Source organism: Halorussus sp. MSC15.2 (assembly GCF_010747475.1).
Taxonomy (GTDB): Archaea; Halobacteriota; Halobacteria; order Halobacteriales; family Haladaptataceae; genus Halorussus.
In genome coordinates this window covers 395,593-411,349 of record NZ_VSLZ01000001.1, presented here as the reverse complement: position 1 = coordinate 411,349, position 15,757 = coordinate 395,593, and the positions used below count along the sequence as shown (strand labels likewise).

The 15,757-nt window shown below is 65.9% G+C and carries 14 protein-coding genes, 1 tRNA gene and 2 pseudogenes; 4 read left to right on the top strand and 13 right to left on the bottom strand.

Features of this window, described 5'->3' with window-relative positions; translation table 11 throughout:
* Positions 1-57: 57 nt before the first annotated feature.
* Both FXF75_RS02090 and pepF read right to left on the bottom strand, forming a co-directional pair.
* On the bottom strand, positions 58-1,767 hold the full coding sequence (locus FXF75_RS02090; RefSeq protein ID WP_163519899.1) for a methyl-accepting chemotaxis protein: 1,710 nt from the start codon (positions 1,765-1,767) through the stop codon (positions 58-60).
* 83 nt (positions 1,768-1,850) lie between these two features.
* Positions 1,851-3,644 (bottom strand): oligoendopeptidase F, encoded by a 1,794-nt coding sequence (gene pepF, locus FXF75_RS02085; protein ID WP_163519898.1) that lies wholly within the window; start codon positions 3,642-3,644, stop codon positions 1,851-1,853.
* Positions 3,645-3,777: 133 nt separating this feature from the next.
* Here pepF and FXF75_RS02080 point away from each other — a divergent pair, with 133 nt between their 5' ends.
* Positions 3,778-5,118, top strand: coding sequence for a M28 family metallopeptidase (locus tag FXF75_RS02080; protein WP_163519897.1), 1,341 nt, complete (start codon positions 3,778-3,780; stop codon positions 5,116-5,118).
* A 6-nt stretch (positions 5,119-5,124) separates the two neighbouring features.
* On the opposite strand, the gene FXF75_RS02075 is transcribed toward FXF75_RS02080, so the two are convergent.
* The 9 genes and pseudogenes from FXF75_RS02075 to FXF75_RS02035 form a co-directional block, all read right to left on the bottom strand.
* Positions 5,125-5,376, bottom strand: coding sequence for a hypothetical protein (locus FXF75_RS02075; protein WP_163519896.1), 252 nt, complete (start codon positions 5,374-5,376; stop codon positions 5,125-5,127).
* 17 nt (positions 5,377-5,393) lie between these two features.
* Positions 5,394-6,184, bottom strand: a pseudogene (truA, locus tag FXF75_RS02070) (tRNA pseudouridine(38-40) synthase TruA).
* 223 nt (positions 6,185-6,407) lie between these two features.
* Positions 6,408-6,782 carry an SHOCT domain-containing protein gene (locus FXF75_RS02065; protein WP_163519895.1) on the bottom strand — a complete coding sequence of 125 codons (375 nt, stop codon included), beginning with the start codon at positions 6,780-6,782 and terminating at the stop codon, positions 6,408-6,410.
* A gap of 46 nt (positions 6,783-6,828) precedes the next feature.
* Positions 6,829-8,136, bottom strand: a complete 1,308-nt coding sequence (gene hisS / locus FXF75_RS02060) for a histidine--tRNA ligase (protein WP_163519894.1) — start codon at positions 8,134-8,136, stop codon at positions 6,829-6,831.
* Between the two features lie 121 nt (positions 8,137-8,257).
* Positions 8,258-8,509, bottom strand: coding sequence for a hypothetical protein (locus tag FXF75_RS02055; protein ID WP_163519893.1), 252 nt, complete (start codon positions 8,507-8,509; stop codon positions 8,258-8,260).
* Positions 8,510-8,615: 106 nt separating this feature from the next.
* Complete coding sequence (locus FXF75_RS02050; RefSeq protein ID WP_163519892.1) at positions 8,616-9,206, bottom strand: alpha hydrolase; 591 nt, start codon at positions 9,204-9,206, stop codon at positions 8,616-8,618.
* A 2-nt stretch (positions 9,207-9,208) separates the two neighbouring features.
* Complete coding sequence (locus FXF75_RS02045) at positions 9,209-9,550, bottom strand: DNA-binding protein (protein WP_163519891.1); 342 nt, start codon at positions 9,548-9,550, stop codon at positions 9,209-9,211.
* Between the two features lie 131 nt (positions 9,551-9,681).
* Positions 9,682-10,137 (bottom strand): 30S ribosomal protein S19e, encoded by a 456-nt coding sequence (locus FXF75_RS02040; RefSeq protein ID WP_163519890.1) that lies wholly within the window; start codon positions 10,135-10,137, stop codon positions 9,682-9,684.
* An 81-nt stretch (positions 10,138-10,218) separates the two neighbouring features.
* Entirely contained in the window at positions 10,219-11,262 is a 1,044-nt protein-coding gene (locus FXF75_RS02035) for a lysylphosphatidylglycerol synthase transmembrane domain-containing protein (RefSeq protein ID WP_163519889.1), read from the bottom strand.
* Between the two features lie 236 nt (positions 11,263-11,498).
* On the opposite strand from FXF75_RS02035, the gene thiL reads away from it, so the two are divergent.
* Positions 11,499-12,407 carry a thiamine-phosphate kinase gene (gene thiL, locus FXF75_RS02030; protein ID WP_163519888.1) on the top strand — a complete coding sequence of 303 codons (909 nt, stop codon included), beginning with the start codon at positions 11,499-11,501 and terminating at the stop codon, positions 12,405-12,407.
* 97 nt (positions 12,408-12,504) lie between these two features.
* Here thiL and FXF75_RS02025 read toward each other — a convergent pair.
* Positions 12,505-13,622, bottom strand: a pseudogene (locus FXF75_RS02025) (site-2 protease family protein).
* 256 nt (positions 13,623-13,878) lie between these two features.
* Between FXF75_RS02025 and FXF75_RS02020 the strand changes: the two are divergent.
* Entirely contained in the window at positions 13,879-14,502 is a 624-nt protein-coding gene (locus FXF75_RS02020) for a hypothetical protein (protein WP_163519887.1), read from the top strand.
* 107 nt (positions 14,503-14,609) lie between these two features.
* Here FXF75_RS02020 and FXF75_RS02015 read toward each other — a convergent pair whose 3' ends face one another.
* The gene (locus FXF75_RS02015; RefSeq protein ID WP_163519886.1) at positions 14,610-15,407 is read right to left on the bottom strand and encodes an NAD+ synthase; all 798 of its coding nucleotides are present in this window, start codon (positions 15,405-15,407) and stop codon (positions 14,610-14,612) included.
* Positions 15,408-15,667: 260 nt separating this feature from the next.
* Between FXF75_RS02015 and FXF75_RS02010 the strand changes: the two genes are divergently transcribed.
* Positions 15,668-15,738 (top strand) — tRNA-Gly (locus tag FXF75_RS02010).
* Positions 15,739-15,757 lie beyond the last annotated feature (19 nt).

Below are 15,757 nucleotides of genomic sequence, written 5' to 3'. Positions count from 1 at the left end.
GGTTCTCCCACGAAAAAACCTTTCGCCGAACCTTCTCGAAACCGTCAATTACCGCGGTCAGTGAGAACTGGCTAGACGAGGCGCCGACCGACTACCGTCGGAAGACTCGGAAAGTCGGAACTCCCCGAGGAGGGCGTCGAGTTCGTGGGCCGTCGAGGACAGCGAGGCCATCCGTTCGGCGACGTCCGAGAGTGAGTCCGCTTGCTGTTCGGTCGCCGCCGCCGCAGTCTCGGACTCGGCGGCCGTCTCCTCGCTGATGGCCGCGACCTCCTCGACCATCGCCACTACGTCCTCGGCCGATTCGGCCTGTTGGTCGGTGGCGTCACTGATTTCCCGGACACTCGCGTCCACGTCGCCCACAACGTCCGCGATGTCTTCGAAGTCGTCCAGCGCCTCCTCGACAGTCTGGACGCCGTGGGTGACCTGCTCGTGAGTCTCCCGGACGTCCGCGAGGGTCTGCTCGGAGTCGGTCTGAATCCCCTCGATTCGCTCGGTGATTTCGTCGGCGGCCTCGGCCGTCTCCGTCGCGAGGGTCTTGATTTCGTCGGCGACCACGCCGAAGCCGTCGCCGTGTTCGCCCGCACGGGCAGCCTCGACCGAGGCGTTCAGCGCCAGCAGGTTGGTCTGAGTCGCCACCTCGTCGATGAACGAGACCACCTCGTCGATTTCACCGATGTCGGCCGCTAACTCTTCGACCGCCTCGGCGGTCCGGTCGATGCCGTTCTCCACTCGTTCGAGTTCCTCCGCGGCCTCACGGGCGGTCTCACGGCCCGACCGTGCCCGCTGGGTGGCGGTTCCGGCGGTCTCCGCTACCTCGTCGGCCGACGCTGCGATTTCCTCGACCGTCGCCGAGAGGGTGTTCATCTCGGCAGCCGCCTCGTTGAGTCTGGTGGTCTGGCGGGTCGCACCCTCCGAAATCTCGCCGACAGCCGCTGCGACCTCGTCGCTCGCCTCGCTGACCTCCCTGAGGTCGGTGTCGGCCGCCTCGCTGGCGGTCGCCACGTCGTCAGCGAACGCTGCGAGTTCCCCCACCGCGTCCGCGAGTGTCGAGAGGAGGGCGTTGTAGTTGTCCACGACCGCCTCGTGGAGGTCGGTCTCGGCGACGCCCGAGTCGATAGTCGCGGTCAGGTCGCCGTTCTCCGCGCGCTCGGCGGCCGCTCCGAACGCGGTCACGAGTCTGCGAAGGTCCTGCGACCGGCGTTCGAGGTCGGCGGTCGTGGCCTCCAGTTCGTCGGTCGTCGCTTCCAAGTCCGCAGTGTAGGTCCGTAGATTCTCGGCCATTCGGTCGAGCGACGCGCCGAACTCGCCGGGGACCTCCTCGTCCAGTACGGGGTCGTCGAACTCGTGCCGGGAGAGCGCGGCGGCCTGCTCGGCGACCACCCCGAGATAGGCCCGCATCTCCCCGAAGGAAGCGACGAGGCGACCCATCTCGTCGTCCCGTTCGGACGCCGGAACCGACGCGTTGAGGTCGCCATTCGCGATGGCGTCGGCCGCACGGTCGAGCGCCGCGATGGGTTCGGTGATGTCCCGCCGGGCGACGAGCACGGTATTGGCGAACGCGATACCCGCCGCCGCCAGTAGACCGACCGTGAGACCGGTTCGGACGGGACCGGTGAACAACGAAGGGAGGACGGCCTGCCCGATAGAGATTACGAACTGGATACCGACCGCGGCCAGTACTTTGCGCTCGACCGACTCGCTCACACCGAGGCGGTCCATCGACCACCACAGCGCGTTCTCGTATTTGGCGAGAAGTTGACTACCCATGCACTGCCGTTTACACGTTCGTTACATAAACCAGAATGCGCGTTTTCAAAAAATGAAAACGAGTACGTATCCGGACGGCCGACTCAGAGCAGCGATTCCATCTCGTCGAGATGGTCGTCGTACACGCCCAGCGCGCGCTTGATGGGGTCGGGCGACGACATGTCCACGCCCGCGGTTTCGAGGAGGTCGAGCGGGTAGCCCCGCGAACCGCTCCGGAGGAACTCGAGGTAGTCGGCGGCGGCGTCGCCGTCAGATTCGAGAATCTCGTCGGCGAGCGCGACGGCCGCGCTGATGCCGGTGCTGTACTGGTAGACGTAGTAGCTGTAGTTGAAGAAGTGCGGGATGCGCGACCACTCGCGGGCGATGCGGTCGTCCACGACCGCCGGTTCGTAGAACTCCGCCTTGAGGTCGCCGTAGATTTCGTCGGCCGCCTCCGGGGTGAGGGCCTCGCCCTCCTCGACCAGACGGTGGGCCTGATGCTCGAAGTCCGCGAACAGCGTTTGGCGGAAGAGCGTCGAGCGGAACCGCTCCAGATACTCGTTGAGGACGTGTCGGCGGAACTCGGGGTCCTCGACGGTGTCGAGCAGGTGGCGGGTCAGCAGGCTCTCGTTGACCGTGCTGGCGACTTCGGCCACGAATATCTCGTAGTCGCTGTAGACGTACGGTTGGGTCTCGCTGGAGAGTTGGCTGTGGAGCGAGTGGCCGAGTTCGTGGGCCAGGGTGAACATCGAGGAGATGTCGTCCTGCCAGTTCATCAGGATGAACGGCTGGGTGTCGTAGGTCCCGCTACTGTACGCGCCAGACCGCTTGTTCTCGGTCTCGTACACGTCCACCCACCGCGAGTCGAACCCCTCGGCGACCCGGTTCTGGTAGTCCTCGCCGAGCGCACCGAGCGCCTCCACGACGTACTCGCGGGCCTGCTCGTACTCCAGGTCAGGCGTCTCGGTCTCGGTCATGGGCATGTAGAGGTCCCACATCCTGAGTTCGTCCACGCCCAGACTCTCGCGCTTGAGTTCGGCGTGGCGGTGGAGTTTGTCGAGGTTGTCCCGGACCGTGTCCACGAGGTTGTCGTACACCTCGACCGGGACGTTGGGTCCGTCGAGCGCGGCCTCGCGCGCGGTGTCGTAGTCGTGAATCTGCGCGAGGCGGACGTCGGCCTTCACGGACTGCTTGTACGCCGTGCCGATGGTGTTGTGGAACTCGCCGAGTTCGTCGAAGAAGCCCTCGTAGACGGTCCGGCGGAACTCCCGGTCCTGATTCTTCAGGAGCTTCGTGAAGTTGCTCTGGGTGATTTCGACCGCGTCGCCGTCGGGCTTCTCGACGGTGGGGAACTCCATGTCGGAGTTCATCAGCATGTTGTAGATGTCGCCCGACGCGCCGGTGACTTCGCCGAGTTCGGCCAGCACGTTCTCCACTTCGGCCGAGCGAGTGTGGTCGGCGACGCGGAGAACGTCGCGGAGATAGTGGCCGTAGGTTTCGAGTCCGTCGGTCTCCGCTATCATCCGGTCGAGTTCGTCCTCGTCGAGGTCCTGAATCTCGGGTTCGACGAAGCTACTCGCGCTGTCGGCCTGCGAGGCCAGCGACATCGCGCGGGACGACAGCGCCTGATAGTGCTGGTCGGCGGTGTTCTCGTCCTTCCGCATCCGGGCGTAGACGACGACCGTGTTGGCCTGCCGCAGAATATCGTCGCGGAGTTCGAGGACCTCCAGCAGCGTCTCACCGTCCTCGGTGGCGCGTCCCTCGTAAGCCGAGAGTTCGTCGAGGCGTTCCTCGACTTCCTCGTAGGCCCGCTCCCACTCCTCGTCGGTCGCGTAGATGCTCTCCAAGTCCCACTTGTACTCGGTGTCTATCTCCGACCGTTCGGGAACTGAACTCATATCATCTGGTTAGGAAAGACCGACTGTAAGCCTTTGTCATTCGGAAGCGGGCTTCCGGAAGACGGCGACGACGCCGACGCGCGCGTTCGCTCCGGGGCGTGGACTTTTGGCGGTCCGCGATGCAACGTCGGCCATGGACGTCGAAACCGCGGCCGCGGTAGGCGAGGCGTGGACCGACGACTATCCGTGGGGGTTCGTCACGAGATTGACCGAAATCGGCGACCGGATGGCCGGTTCGCCCGGCGAGCGCAGGGCGGCCGAACTCGTCGCCGAGGGGTTCGAGCGGGCGGGTGCGCGCGACGTCGCCGTCGAGTCGTTCGAGATGAACCGGTGGTCTCGCGGCGAGGCCGAACTCGCGGTGACGGACCCGGTCGAGCGGTCGTTCGAGACGATTGCCCTTCCCTACTCGCCGCCGGGAGAGGTCCGGGGTGAACTCGTGGACGCGGGCCACGGCACGCCCGCGGAACTCGACGAGGTGGACGTGGAGGGCAACGTCGTCGTCGCGTCCACGACCACGCCGAAGGGGTCGCGTTTCATCCACCGGATGGAGAAGTTCGGTCACGCCGCGGCGGCGGGGGCAGCGGCGTTCGTCTTCCGGAATCACAAGCCCGGCCAACTGCCGCCGACCGGGTCGCTCCGGTTCGACAGGGAGGCCACGATTCCCGGCGTCGGCGTGAGCTTGGAGACCGGCGACTGGCTGACCGACTACGCCGAGCGGGGCGCTCGCGCCGCGCTCCGAGTGGACGCCCAGACGAACCCCGGAACCAGCCACAACGCCCACGGACAGTTGGGTCCCGACACGGACGACGAAATTCTCGTCGTCGGCCACCACGACGCCCACGACATCGCGGAAGGCGCGCTAGACAACGGTTGCGGCATCACCGTGGTCGTCGCGGCGGCACATCTGCTCGCCGAGATGGACCTCGACCTGCGGGTCAGAGTCGCCGGTGTCGGTTGCGAGGAGGTCGGCCTGCTCGGTGCGGACGCCCTCGCCGAGCGACTCGACCTCGATTCGGTCCGGGCGGTCGTGAACGTGGACGGCGCGGGCCGGTTCCGAAACCTCCGCGCGCACACTCACGGCTCCGAGACGATGGAAGCGGTGGTAGAGTCGGTGTCGGAGGCGGCGAATCAACCCATCGCGGTGCGCGAACAGGTCCATCCCTTCAGCGACCACTGGCCGTTCCTCAAACGCGGCGTGCCCGCGCTCCAACTCCACAGCGAACGGGCAGCCGAAACCGCCGCGGCGCGCGAGCGCGGGCGAGGGTGGGGCCACACCCACGCCGACACCCGCGACAAGGTGGACGACCGGAATCTGCGGGAACACGCGGTGCTGACCGCCCTGCTTGTCCGGGAACTCGCGGCGACCGACGAGGTGCCGCGACCGAGCGCGGAGTCGGTCGCGGGGAATCTGCGGTCGGGCGACTACGAGGAGGGGATGAAGGCCGCCGGAATCTGGCCGGAGGGGTGGCAGTAGGGGACCTCACAGCAGCGATTCGGTCTCGACAATTTCGACCTCGTTCAGGTCGAGGTCCTCCGTCGCGGTTCTGGTATGGTCGTCGCAGTAGTACTCCTCGCAGGTCTCCCCGCATGGGTACTCGATGCGGAGTCTGCGCGTGGCGAGTCGGTCGCACTCCAAGTCCATCTCGCACTCGACCATCGGCGTCGGTTCGACGCGCACGTCAATAGGTCTGGCGTCGAACGAGTTCGCCACGCCGCCGGACAGACAGTTCACACCGCGTCTCGTGTCGGCTACAGTCGTCGCGTAATCTCGCTCGCAACTCGCGCCCCGGTCGCTCGCTCTTCGCGCAGCGACTCGAACACCTCGCAGGCGCTCGCGGCGGCCGTCTCGTCCACGGAGAACTCCAGCGACGGATACCCCACGTCGGCCAACACGAGGGGGTACGCCGGGGCGGGCGCGACGCCCGCCGGGCCGTCGATTCGCTCCGGCCCCAACACGCGTTCGACTTTCGCCAACGCCGCGTCCCCGGTCGCCACCGCCCGGACCAGCGAGACCACGCGGCGGACCATCTCGCGGACGAACCCGCCGGCGCGCAGGTGAAGACCAGATACTCGACGTCCCGCCGCACGTCACCCCTTAGCTCCCGTACCGTGTTCTCGTCGTCGGGCGTGAGGTTGTGGAAGTCGTTCTCGCCCGAGAGCCGCGAGAGAGCGCGCTCTGCCAGTGAGAGGTCTGCGTCGGGCGCGTAGCAGTGATACACGTACTCGCGGAACGCGGCGTCGTGAGTCGCGTGGAAGTCGGCGGACGCGTCGGCGCTCGCCCACGCCCGGACGCTTCCGGGGAGTTCGCTGTTCAGCGCGGCCGGTGTCAGCCAGTCAGGGCACTCGAAGGCGACGGTCTGGGACACAGCCGACACCCCGGCGTCGGTGCGTCCGGCCGCCGCGTACCCCGCAGGTTTACCCTCCGCGACGTCGAGGGCGTTCGCGGCGTCGAAAATCGCATCCTCGACCGTCGGCACGTCCGGCTGGCGCTGGAACCCGTGGAACGGACGGCCGTCGTACGCCACTCGGAACGCTCGCATCACCACGTAGTCGGTCGCCGAGGTATTTAAACCGACAGGAGCGACGGCGGTGACTTCGGACCTCTGCCGCCGTCCTCGCGAGCGTTTAAATATCAGAACGAGACCAATTCGTCGCGTGACCTGAGAGTCGCCGCGGAGCGGTCCGCGATAGTACGACACGTCTCTCCGCGGGTCGTCGGTGTCGTCTGTTCGCCACTCCGCCAGCCGTCACTCTCGAAACTGCTCACTCCCGGTCGAACACGCGCTCTCTCGACCCCGTCGCCTCGGCGTCCTCGGTCTCTAGCAGTCGTTCGAGACGCCGCTCGAACTCCGCGTCGGTCAGTTCGCCGCGCGCGTAGCGCGCTCGCAGCTGCTCTACCGGGTCGTCAGGGGTCGTCTCCCGTTCGACTTCGACGCCCTCTGCGTCGGTTTCGACCATCGGGAGGGAGTCGCCCAGCAGGGCGACTAACGGCACGACGATGAAGAACCCGAGGACGAAGATAGTCGGGACGAGGAACTCCAACCCCACGACGGCGAACAACGCCGTGAGACCGAACGTCAGCACCGACAGCACGGCAATCAGTCGCTTCTTCTCGAGCGTGACGGCACTGTTGGCCATGTGCGGAGCTATGACGGTGGCTCCCAAAAACCTTGGACAAGCAAAACTACTCGAAGTCCTCGTAGGTCGGCCGCGGAACGTCTTCGGGCGGGAAGTCGTCCACGGGGACCTGCGTCTGCTCGCCCGAGTCCATGTCCTTGACGGTCACGTTCCCGTCGGCGAGGTCCTGTTCGCCGACGATGACTACCGTCTCCGCGCCGATGGAGTCCGCGTAGTCGAGTTGCGCACCGAAGCTTCGACCCGACACGTCGGTCTCTACGACGTGGCCCGCGGCCCGAAGCTCGCGCGAGACCTCGGCGGCCACGCCGCGGGTGTCACCAACCTGTAGGACGTAGTAGTCGGTCGCGAGTTCCTCGTCCGGCCAGACGCCGGCGCGCTGGAGCAGGAGCGTCAGCGTCGCGTCGCCGACCGCGAACCCGACCGCGGGGGTCGGCTGGCCGCCGAACCCTTCGATGAGGTCGTCGTAGCGCCCGCCACCGAAGATAGAGCGGTTCACGTCGCCGGTCGAGTCGAAGCACTCGAAGACGACGCCGGTGTAGTAGTCCAGTCCTCGCGCGGTGTCCAGCGAGAGCGTACAGTAGTCCCGGGCACCGAAGTCCGCGGCGGCGTCCAGCACCTCGGTCAGGTTCTCGACCGCGCTCTCGACCCGCTCCGTTTCGGCGAACGCCACGAGGTCGTCGAGTTCGTCTTCGGGTGTGTCGAGTAGGTCGTCGAACTCCCGGGCTTGGTCGTAGGAGAGTCCGGCGTCGTTCAGTAGGCCGTAGAACTCGTCTTCGCCGACCTTCTCGTTCTTGTCCACGGCGCGAATCGCGGCCTCGGTGTCCACGTCCGCGTCGAAGGCCTCCAACAGACCGCCGAGGATGTCGCGGTGGCTGACCCGGAACTCGAAGTCCTCGCTAGTCAGGCCCAGCCCCGTGAGCGCGTCCGCCGCGCACGCGAGGAGTTCGGCGTCAGACTCGGGAGCGGACGAGCCGAAGATGTCCACGTTGGTCTGGTAGAACTCCCGCTTGCGGCCGCTCTGGGGTTCCTCATAGCGCCAGAACGGACGGGTCGAGAACCACTTGATGGGCTTGGAGAGTTCCTGTTGTTTCGCCACGACCATCCGGGCGACCGTCGGCGTGAGTTCGGGGGTCAGCGCCACGTCGCGGCCGCCTTGGTCCTCGAAACTGTACAGTTCCTCGACTATCTCCTCGCCGCTCTTGTCCACGTACATCTGCGTGCGCTCCAGCGCGGGCGTTCCAATCTCCCGGAAACCGTACTGGCGCGCGGTGGATTCGACGGTGTCGAACGTCTTTCTGCGCGCGCCCATCTCGCCGGGATAGAAGTCGCGGAAGCCCTTGATTCGGTCGTACATGGGAATGCGTTGGGTGAGCGCGCGCTTGAAGCTTTTACTTCTCGTCGGCAGACCGGGACACTGGCACCAGAACGCTACCCGCGTCCCGTTCCGAAGCAAAAACAGCGGTGGGAACTCGGCACTAGCCGAGCGGTTCGCCGCAGACGAGAATCATCGTGCAGTCGCCGTCACCGTCGTCGTCGTAGTCGTTATCACCACCGCACTGGGTACTCACGTCGCCGCTGTCCGACAGCGTGCACATCTGCGTCCCAGCGTCGGCCGAAGCCACGACCGAGTCCGAGGTACCCGACTCCGTAATCGGAGCGCCAGCCCCGATTCCGACAGTCGCTACGAGAAGAACCGCTACGAGCATGACAGTACGTACCATTTTCATACTACACCCCCTACAATGCAGAAATTATATAAATGTATTTCTGATATTAGAGAAAAACTATAAGTTGAAATTAACTACTGGATAGGATACAACAGGTCGTCGTCGGTCATAGGAGACCGTTCACGTACGTCTGAGTGTGGTCTGGGAACACCTCGGCCACGGCGTCGTCGCCGTGTTCCCGGGCCAATAGCGCGCGAAGTTCGTCCTCGTAGTCGGCCTTCGGAATCTCCTCGCTGGGACCGACGGTCACGTCGAGCGTCTCCTCGACCAGCGCATCGACCGCGCCCCTCCCGAACCCCGCCAGCGGGACGATGTACTCGACGCCGTGGCGGTCTTCGAGGCTCTGGGCCTGCGCGCGCGAGACGGACGGCACTCGGTCGTCGCGGCGCGTCCCGTCGGCCACCGCGTGGAACTCCATCTCGGCGACCGTCTCCAGCGCGTGGAGGTGGACCTGCTGGATGCCGTTACGCGGGTAGCCGTCCTCGACCATCTGTTCGACGGCTTCTCCGGCCACGTCGCCGTCCAGTTCGACCGTCTCGAACTCGAAGCCGAGTTCCTCGGCGGTTCGGCGGGCGTGGTCCCACGCGTCCGCGACGCCGAACGTGGCGGTGACGAGCGTCACGTCGTAGAAATCGTCGAGCAGGAGGGCGGCGAGCGTCGAGTCCTTCCCGCCGCTGTAGAGTAGCCCGAGGTCCATCCTCACCGACGACGGATGTTGAAGCTCTTCGAGTCGGGCTTGAGTTCGCGGAGCAGTTCCTTCATCTTGTCCTCGTCGATTTTACCGTTCACGCGGCCGCTCTGGGCCAGCGCGAGAATCTGGCGCTCGACTTGGTCGGCGAAGTCGGGCTTGCTCATCCGGACGGAGTTGAGCCGCTTGCGCGCGCCGTCGGTGAGGTGCTTGCGGAGCATCGCCTGCTTCTGGGCGTCGGCCTGCTGTTGGGCCTGTTCCTGAGCCTCACCTTGGTCGGCCTGTTCCTGCATCTCCTCCATCTTCTGCTTGCGAAGTTCTTCGAGTCGCTCGTCGTCGGGCTGTTCGCTCATGTGTTGTGTCGTAGTTAACGCCCACGGCCAAAAATGATTACGGAGAGGCGACGCTGGGTGAGGAGTGTCAGTTACCGCAGTACCGAACAGCGACCGAACGGTCGGTGCGGCGAAAAGTACCTCGGTCTCGTCTACGCGTAGCGTTCGAGTTCCGGCCGGTCGAGGTCTTCCATGACCTCGCCCGCGACGTCGTCGAGCAGACTGCGGCCCTCACCGGTCACGATACGGCCTGCGCTGCCCTCCGTGTCCACGAGACCCTCGTCTTCGAGTTGCTGGAGCATCGTCCGGATTATCTTCTTGCTTCCGTCCGTGCGGTGTTCCGGAGCGACCTGATAGCGGTTCGAGCCGTCCTTCTTGTCGCCGTACTCGGTCGAGAGTCGCTCGACGCCGACGGGACCGTCGGTGGCGACCTTCCGGAGCAGACTGGCGGCGCGCCGGTGCCAGAAGTCCTCCTGTTCGGGCGGGAGTTCGCGGCTCTCGCCGGTTTTGGTGTACTTGGCCCAGTCGGGTTCGTCGATTCGGTCCTCCAGGTTCGCGGCGACCGCGTCGATGAGGTCGTCCGCGGGAACGTCGTAGAGCGTCGTCATACCCACGAATTCCGTTCCGCGGCGTTTAAAGGCATCGTTACGGACCGTGGTTGAGTATGAGAGAAACCCGCACGATGACGGTCAATCGCTCGCGGATTCGTGGACGTTGTCGGCCTCCAGCATGGCGGTAGCGCTCCCGCCGAGCAAGACCGGTAGCAGGTACGTCGCTCCGCGGTGGAGGACCGCGGCGGCCGCGGCGGTCCCGGCATCGACGCCGGTGATGGGGACGATGAGCAGAATTAGCGCGGATTCCACGCCGCCGAGACCGCCGGGCAACGGTGTGATACTCGCGACGCTCCCGAGCGGGACGATGAACAGCGCGGCCGCGAACGGGACGGCGTGACCGAGCGCGAGCAACGAGAGCCACAGCGACACCGACAGCAGTAGCCACCCGAGCGCCGAGAACGACAGCGCGAGCGCCAGCTTGTGGTGGTCGCCCCCGACGCGCTCCAGCGCGGCGAAGAAACCCTCGATTTGGCCGCGAATCTCCGTCTCGTCCGGCGGTGCGACTCCGGGGACGACGCGGCCGAGCGTCCGTCCCACCGGGACCGCGGCCGAAACGACGAACTCGGAGACGCGGTATCGGTTCCGCCACCCGAGGGACGCGAGTATCGGGACCCCGAGCGCCAGCGCGACGAGCGCCAGCGCGGCGAGTTCCACCCTGTCGCCCGCGGTGAACTGGGTCCCGTAGTAGCCCACGCCGACGAGCGCGAACGTGATGGACGGCACGAAGTTGAGCGTATCCACGCTTGCGACCGCCGCCAGTCCGTTCTCGTACTCGGTCCCGGTCGTCCGTGAGACCAGCAATGCGCTGAAGGGTTCGCCGCCCGCCTGCCCGAACGGGGTAACGTTGTTCGCGAACGTCGCCCCGGCGAACAGCAGGAACGCCCGCCAGACCGACACCTCGACCGCGATGACCGAGAGGACGGTCCGGAGCGCCATGGCCCACGCGAACAGCCATCCGACCGCCACGACGCAGACCGACGCGACCAGCCACGGGTCGGCCCGTGAGAGCGCCGACGCCACGTCCTCCAGTCCGACCAGCGAGTAGAGCGCCACTAAGACGACAGCACCAGCGCCGAACCCGACGAGTACCGAACGCGCGTCTCCGAGGTCTACGTCCATCGCGTCCACAGACGGCCGGTCGGGGCTTGAAGCCACCGGAGACGTAGTTTAAGAGATACAGAAGGCCAGAGTGAATCGAATCACGCGGATTCGACCGCTCGGCTCTGTGCGAGTTCGGCCGGACAGGACCCCTCCGCTCCTCGAACGAGTCGAACCGCCGACGTTCGCCGTGCCGAGTTACGGTTTCACGCGTCCAAGACCGCAGACCTTTCACCTCGGACGGACAACCACCGACCATGGACGAGCGGGCCGCACTGTCGTTTCTCACCGACCGACTCTCGCACGCGGGCGACGACGCGGCGGTCGTGGACGGACAGGTGTTGACGACCGACATGCTCCACGAGACGACCGACTTCCCCGCGGGGACGACCAGATACACCGCGGGGTGGCGGTCGGTCGGCGCGTCGCTGTCGGACGTGGCGGCGATGGGGGCCGAGGCAACCGCCGCGGTCGCGGTGTACGCCGCGCCCGAGTTCGACGACGCCGACCTCGGGGCCTTCGTCGCGGGCGCGAGCGAGGTGTGCGAGGCGGTCGGCGCGGAGTACGTCGGCGGCGATTTGGACGAGAGCCGGGAGTTCACGGCGGCGACTACCGCGCTCGGACGGACCGACGACCCCGTGTTGCGCTCGGGCGCGAATCCGGGCGAGCGCGTCTGCGTCACGGGGACCCTCGGGCGGACGGGCGCGGCGCTCGAACTATTCGAGCGCGGCGCGGCCGAAGGCGGTGACGCGGGACGCGACGCCGTCGAGCGCGCGAACGACCTGTTCCGGTTCGAACCGAGAGTCGAGGCGGGCCGGACAATCGCGTCACACGCCACCGCGATGATGGATTCCAGCGACGGTCTCGCGCGGTCGCTCCACCAACTCGCGGAGGCCAGCGACTGCGGGTTCTCGGTCAGGTGGGGCGCGCTCCCAGTTGACGAGGCGGTCCGCGAGGTGGCCGAGAGCGAGGCGGAGGTCCGAGAGCGCTCGGTGTTCTTCGGCGAGGACTTCGAACTCGTCTTTACCGTCCCCGAGCGCGACCTCCCGGTGGTTCGAGAAGCCTCACCGACCCCGGTTTCGGTCGTCGGCGAAGTCACGGCGTCCGGCGTCGAGATGGACGGCGAGACGTTGCCAGACAGAGGGTACACGCACGGCGGAGGATAGAGGACGCTACGTCTGAATACCGCGTTCGTCTCGAAAGTGGCGTCTCCGTCGGAGGAGACCGCCGCCGTACCGCGTCGGCGTCGTACCGCGACCGCCGTCACGTGATTATCTCGATGGGAACCGGTGTGAAGCACAGGATTCCCAGCACGAACGTCAGAACCCCGATGACCTTCCGCGTCGAGTCCAACCCCTCGTCGTCGATGGGGTGGGCCGGGCCGACGTAGGCGACGTACGTCGCCAGCAGGCCCCAGAACACCCACAGGACCGAAGCGTTGCTCACGTGTTCGACGTAGAAGACGTAGGCGGCGAGTCCGAACAGCGCGACCGGGACCAGCGCGGCGATGCGCTCCTGTTCCTCGCCCAGAATCGCCCGGACGATGTGACCGCCGTCGAGCATGCCGACCGGGATGAGGTTCAGGAACGTGACGAACATCCCGACCCACCCGCCGATGACGACCGGACTGACCATCTTCGTGGGGTCGTCGTAGGTGAGTTGCTCGCCCAGCGCCCACGCGATGAACTTCAATAGCGGCGGATAGCCGAACTGGACCTCGATGGTGTTGGCGCTGTTGACGTACTGCAGGGGCACCGGTTCGGCGGGTAAACTAACTCCGATTGCAGTCACGATGATGGTCGCAACGAGACCAGCGAGCGGTCCCGCGACGCCGATGTCGAACAGCGCCTCGCGGTCGGGCATCTGTCCCTTCATCCGGATGACCGCTCCCATCGTCCCGATGAGCGAGGGCATCGGGATGAAGTACGGCAGCGTGGCGTTCACGCCGTGGTACCGGGTCATCACGTAGTGACCCAGTTCGTGCGTGAGCAACACGCCGAGGACCGCGGCGGTGAACGGCCACGCCTCCACTATCCTCGCCGGGTTCTCGAAGGGTCTGATGTGGTACCACCGACTCCCGGCGTAGAGCGTCGAGAGGACGGTCAGGACGAACAGGCCGATGTTCGTCCACGGATCCCGTCGATGCTGTTGTCGGCCGGTTCGGCCACGAGAACGTACTCGCCGGTCTCGGTGGTCAACGTTACCTCGTAGCCGTGTTCGCGGAACAGCGGCCAGACCGCGTCGAGCAGTTGCTCGCGGGCGACTAGCGGTTCGCCGTAGTACACTAACCGGTCGCCGTCGCGGCGGGCGTCGTACACCCGGAACACGGCACTCAAACGCTCCAGCGATGGACCGTCGGCGGGCGGGTCGGTCGAACCCATTCAGATTGCGCTACGGCGCGACTATTGATAAACCCCCGGACGGAACGGTGGAAATCTGCCCGAAGTGGGTGTTCGACCGACAGCGCCCCTCGGAGACGGCGTTCGGACTCGCGACAGATTCTGAGTTCAATTCGGACTCGGTCCTCGTCTCCGTGCTGTGAGCGCCGGTCGGTGAGCGCGAACGGGACGCGGTCGGCGCAAAGACTGAAAGGCTCCGGGGCGTACTCGATTCCGATGAAGACGGGGGAGTGTCCGTATGGAGGACTGTGAACACTGCGGAGCGTCGTTCGACGACGAAGCGGCGTACCTGCGACACCTTCGGGACGAACACGGGGACGAACTCGGTCGGATAGAACGGCGTCGCGTCGCGGAGTTGGACGCCGAGGACGGCGGGTCCAACGCAGTGATGTACGGGACCGGAATCGGTGTGATACTACTCGGCGGTCTGCTGGCGTATCTGCTGTTCTTCTCCGGCGGTGCGCCGGGGTCGAGCGGAGCGGAGACGGGCGGGGCGGGAACGAACGGTCCGTCCGCGATAGGGTCGGTCCACTACCACGGGACCATCAACGTCAGCATCGGCGGCGAGCGACTGGACTTCAGTCGACAGCGGTTCCAGTTGCAGGCCGACGCCTTCCACTTCGAGAACGGCGACGGACAACGGTGGCACGTCCACGCCGAGGACGTGACGCTCGCCTACGCGATGCAGACGCTGGGCATCGAAGTTACCAACGAGACCGTCACCTACGACGGGACGACGTACGGCGACGACCCGAACGAGACGGTCGAGGTGCGGGTGAACGGCGAGCCGGTGACTCCCTCCGAGTACGTCCTCCAGAAGGGCGACCACGTGCGAATCGTCGCGAACGCGTCCGTTAGCTGATACTGTCGGCTGTAATTCTTCGAACGGGGGTTGCAGAAGACTGTGTTTAGAGCCAGTGGAACAGACACTCTGGCTGAGTATCCGTACGTACAGCCGACAGTATGACCCTACTCCAGCGGTTCCGGTGACGGCGGGACTCGGCGCTTGTGCTGGCTCCGCTCGTACATCTCGCGGACGCGTCGGACCGCTTCTTCGGTCAGTTCCTCGACCTCGCGTGCGGTCGCCGTGACCGACAGCGGACCGTCGATGTGGAGCGCGAGGACGGCGTCGAGGCTGTCGTAGTCGATTCCCATCTCCTCCTCGTCGGTCTGGTCGGCCCAGAGTTCGGCGGTCGGCGGCTTCTCGACCAGTTCGTCCGGCACGCCGACGTGGGCGGCCAACTGGCGGACCTGCTGCTTGTAGAGGTTGCCGATTGGATGGCAATCGACCGCACCGTCGCCGTACTTCGTGAAGTAGCCGACCAGCGCCTCGCTCCGGTTGCCGGTGCCGAGGACGAGCGCATCCTCGTGGTTGGCGACGAGGTAGTTCAGGACCGCCCGAGTCCGGGCGCGGGCGTTACCGACCGCGAGTTGGTCGCCCTCGGCCTCGGGGTAGGTGTCGAGGAAGACGTCTACGATGGGATTTATCTCGAATACGTCGTAGGGGATGCCCAACTCTTGGGCGACCCACTCGGCGTCGCTCATGTTCTCCTCGTCGCTGACCGCGCCGGGCATGACCAGTCCGTGGAGGTTCTCCTCGCCGAGGGCTTCGACCGCGAGGTGGGCCGTGAGCGTGCTGTCGATACCACCGGAGAGTCCGAGGACCGCCTGCTCGGTGCCCGCGTCCGCGGCGGTGTCGCGGACGAACTCGACGATGTGCTCTCGGCGTGCTTCGAGTTCCGATTCCGAGAATCGCAGGTCTATCATGGGCGTGTGTAAGCGAGGCGGTGTCTAAATACTCCCGGAAGGCAGAGATTTCTGGACGAATGGGCAAGTCTACGCCCGTCGAAGGGTTGGGCTGAAACGCTACGTTGAAGTGGCGTGCGAGAGAAACGAGAGACGCAACCGAGCGCCGGTGGTGAGACGGGCGACGTCCGTCGATGCTCGGCGCGAACGCAGTGCGCGCCGGTGGTGAGCAAATCCGGATGATTTGCGAGCCTCTGCGCGCGAGGAGGGTAACGACGAGCGCGCCGGTGGTCTAGTGGTAGGACATGAGCTTCCCAAGCTCATAGCCCGGGTTCAACTCCCGGTCGGCGCATTTTTAAAGTGAACTTCAC

What these genes read in the sequence shown, in the direction of transcription:
- FXF75_RS02090 (WP_163519899.1), bottom strand. Translation starts at nt 1,767, where the DNA reads ATGGGTAGTCAACTTCTCGCCAAATACGAGAACGCGCTGTGGTGGTCG.
- pepF (WP_163519898.1), bottom strand. Translation starts at nt 3,644, where the DNA reads ATGAGTTCAGTTCCCGAACGGTCGGAGATAGACACCGAGTACAAGTGG.
- FXF75_RS02080 (WP_163519897.1), top strand. Translation starts at nt 3,778, where the DNA reads ATGGACGTCGAAACCGCGGCCGCGGTAGGCGAGGCGTGGACCGACGAC.
- FXF75_RS02065 (WP_163519895.1), bottom strand. Translation starts at nt 6,782, where the DNA reads ATGGCCAACAGTGCCGTCACGCTCGAGAAGAAGCGACTGATTGCCGTG.
- hisS (WP_163519894.1), bottom strand. Translation starts at nt 8,136, where the DNA reads ATGTACGACCGAATCAAGGGCTTCCGCGACTTCTATCCCGGCGAGATG.
- FXF75_RS02055 (WP_163519893.1), bottom strand. Translation starts at nt 8,509, where the DNA reads ATGAAAATGGTACGTACTGTCATGCTCGTAGCGGTTCTTCTCGTAGCG.
- FXF75_RS02050 (WP_163519892.1), bottom strand. Translation starts at nt 9,206, where the DNA reads ATGGACCTCGGGCTACTCTACAGCGGCGGGAAGGACTCGACGCTCGCC.
- FXF75_RS02045 (WP_163519891.1), bottom strand. Translation starts at nt 9,550, where the DNA reads ATGAGCGAACAGCCCGACGACGAGCGACTCGAAGAACTTCGCAAGCAG.
- FXF75_RS02040 (WP_163519890.1), bottom strand. Translation starts at nt 10,137, where the DNA reads ATGACGACGCTCTACGACGTTCCCGCGGACGACCTCATCGACGCGGTC.
- FXF75_RS02035 (WP_163519889.1), bottom strand. Translation starts at nt 11,262, where the DNA reads ATGGACGTAGACCTCGGAGACGCGCGTTCGGTACTCGTCGGGTTCGGC.
- thiL (WP_163519888.1), top strand. Translation starts at nt 11,499, where the DNA reads ATGGACGAGCGGGCCGCACTGTCGTTTCTCACCGACCGACTCTCGCAC.
- FXF75_RS02020 (WP_163519887.1), top strand. Translation starts at nt 13,879, where the DNA reads ATGGAGGACTGTGAACACTGCGGAGCGTCGTTCGACGACGAAGCGGCG.
- FXF75_RS02015 (WP_163519886.1), bottom strand. Translation starts at nt 15,407, where the DNA reads ATGATAGACCTGCGATTCTCGGAATCGGAACTCGAAGCACGCCGAGAG.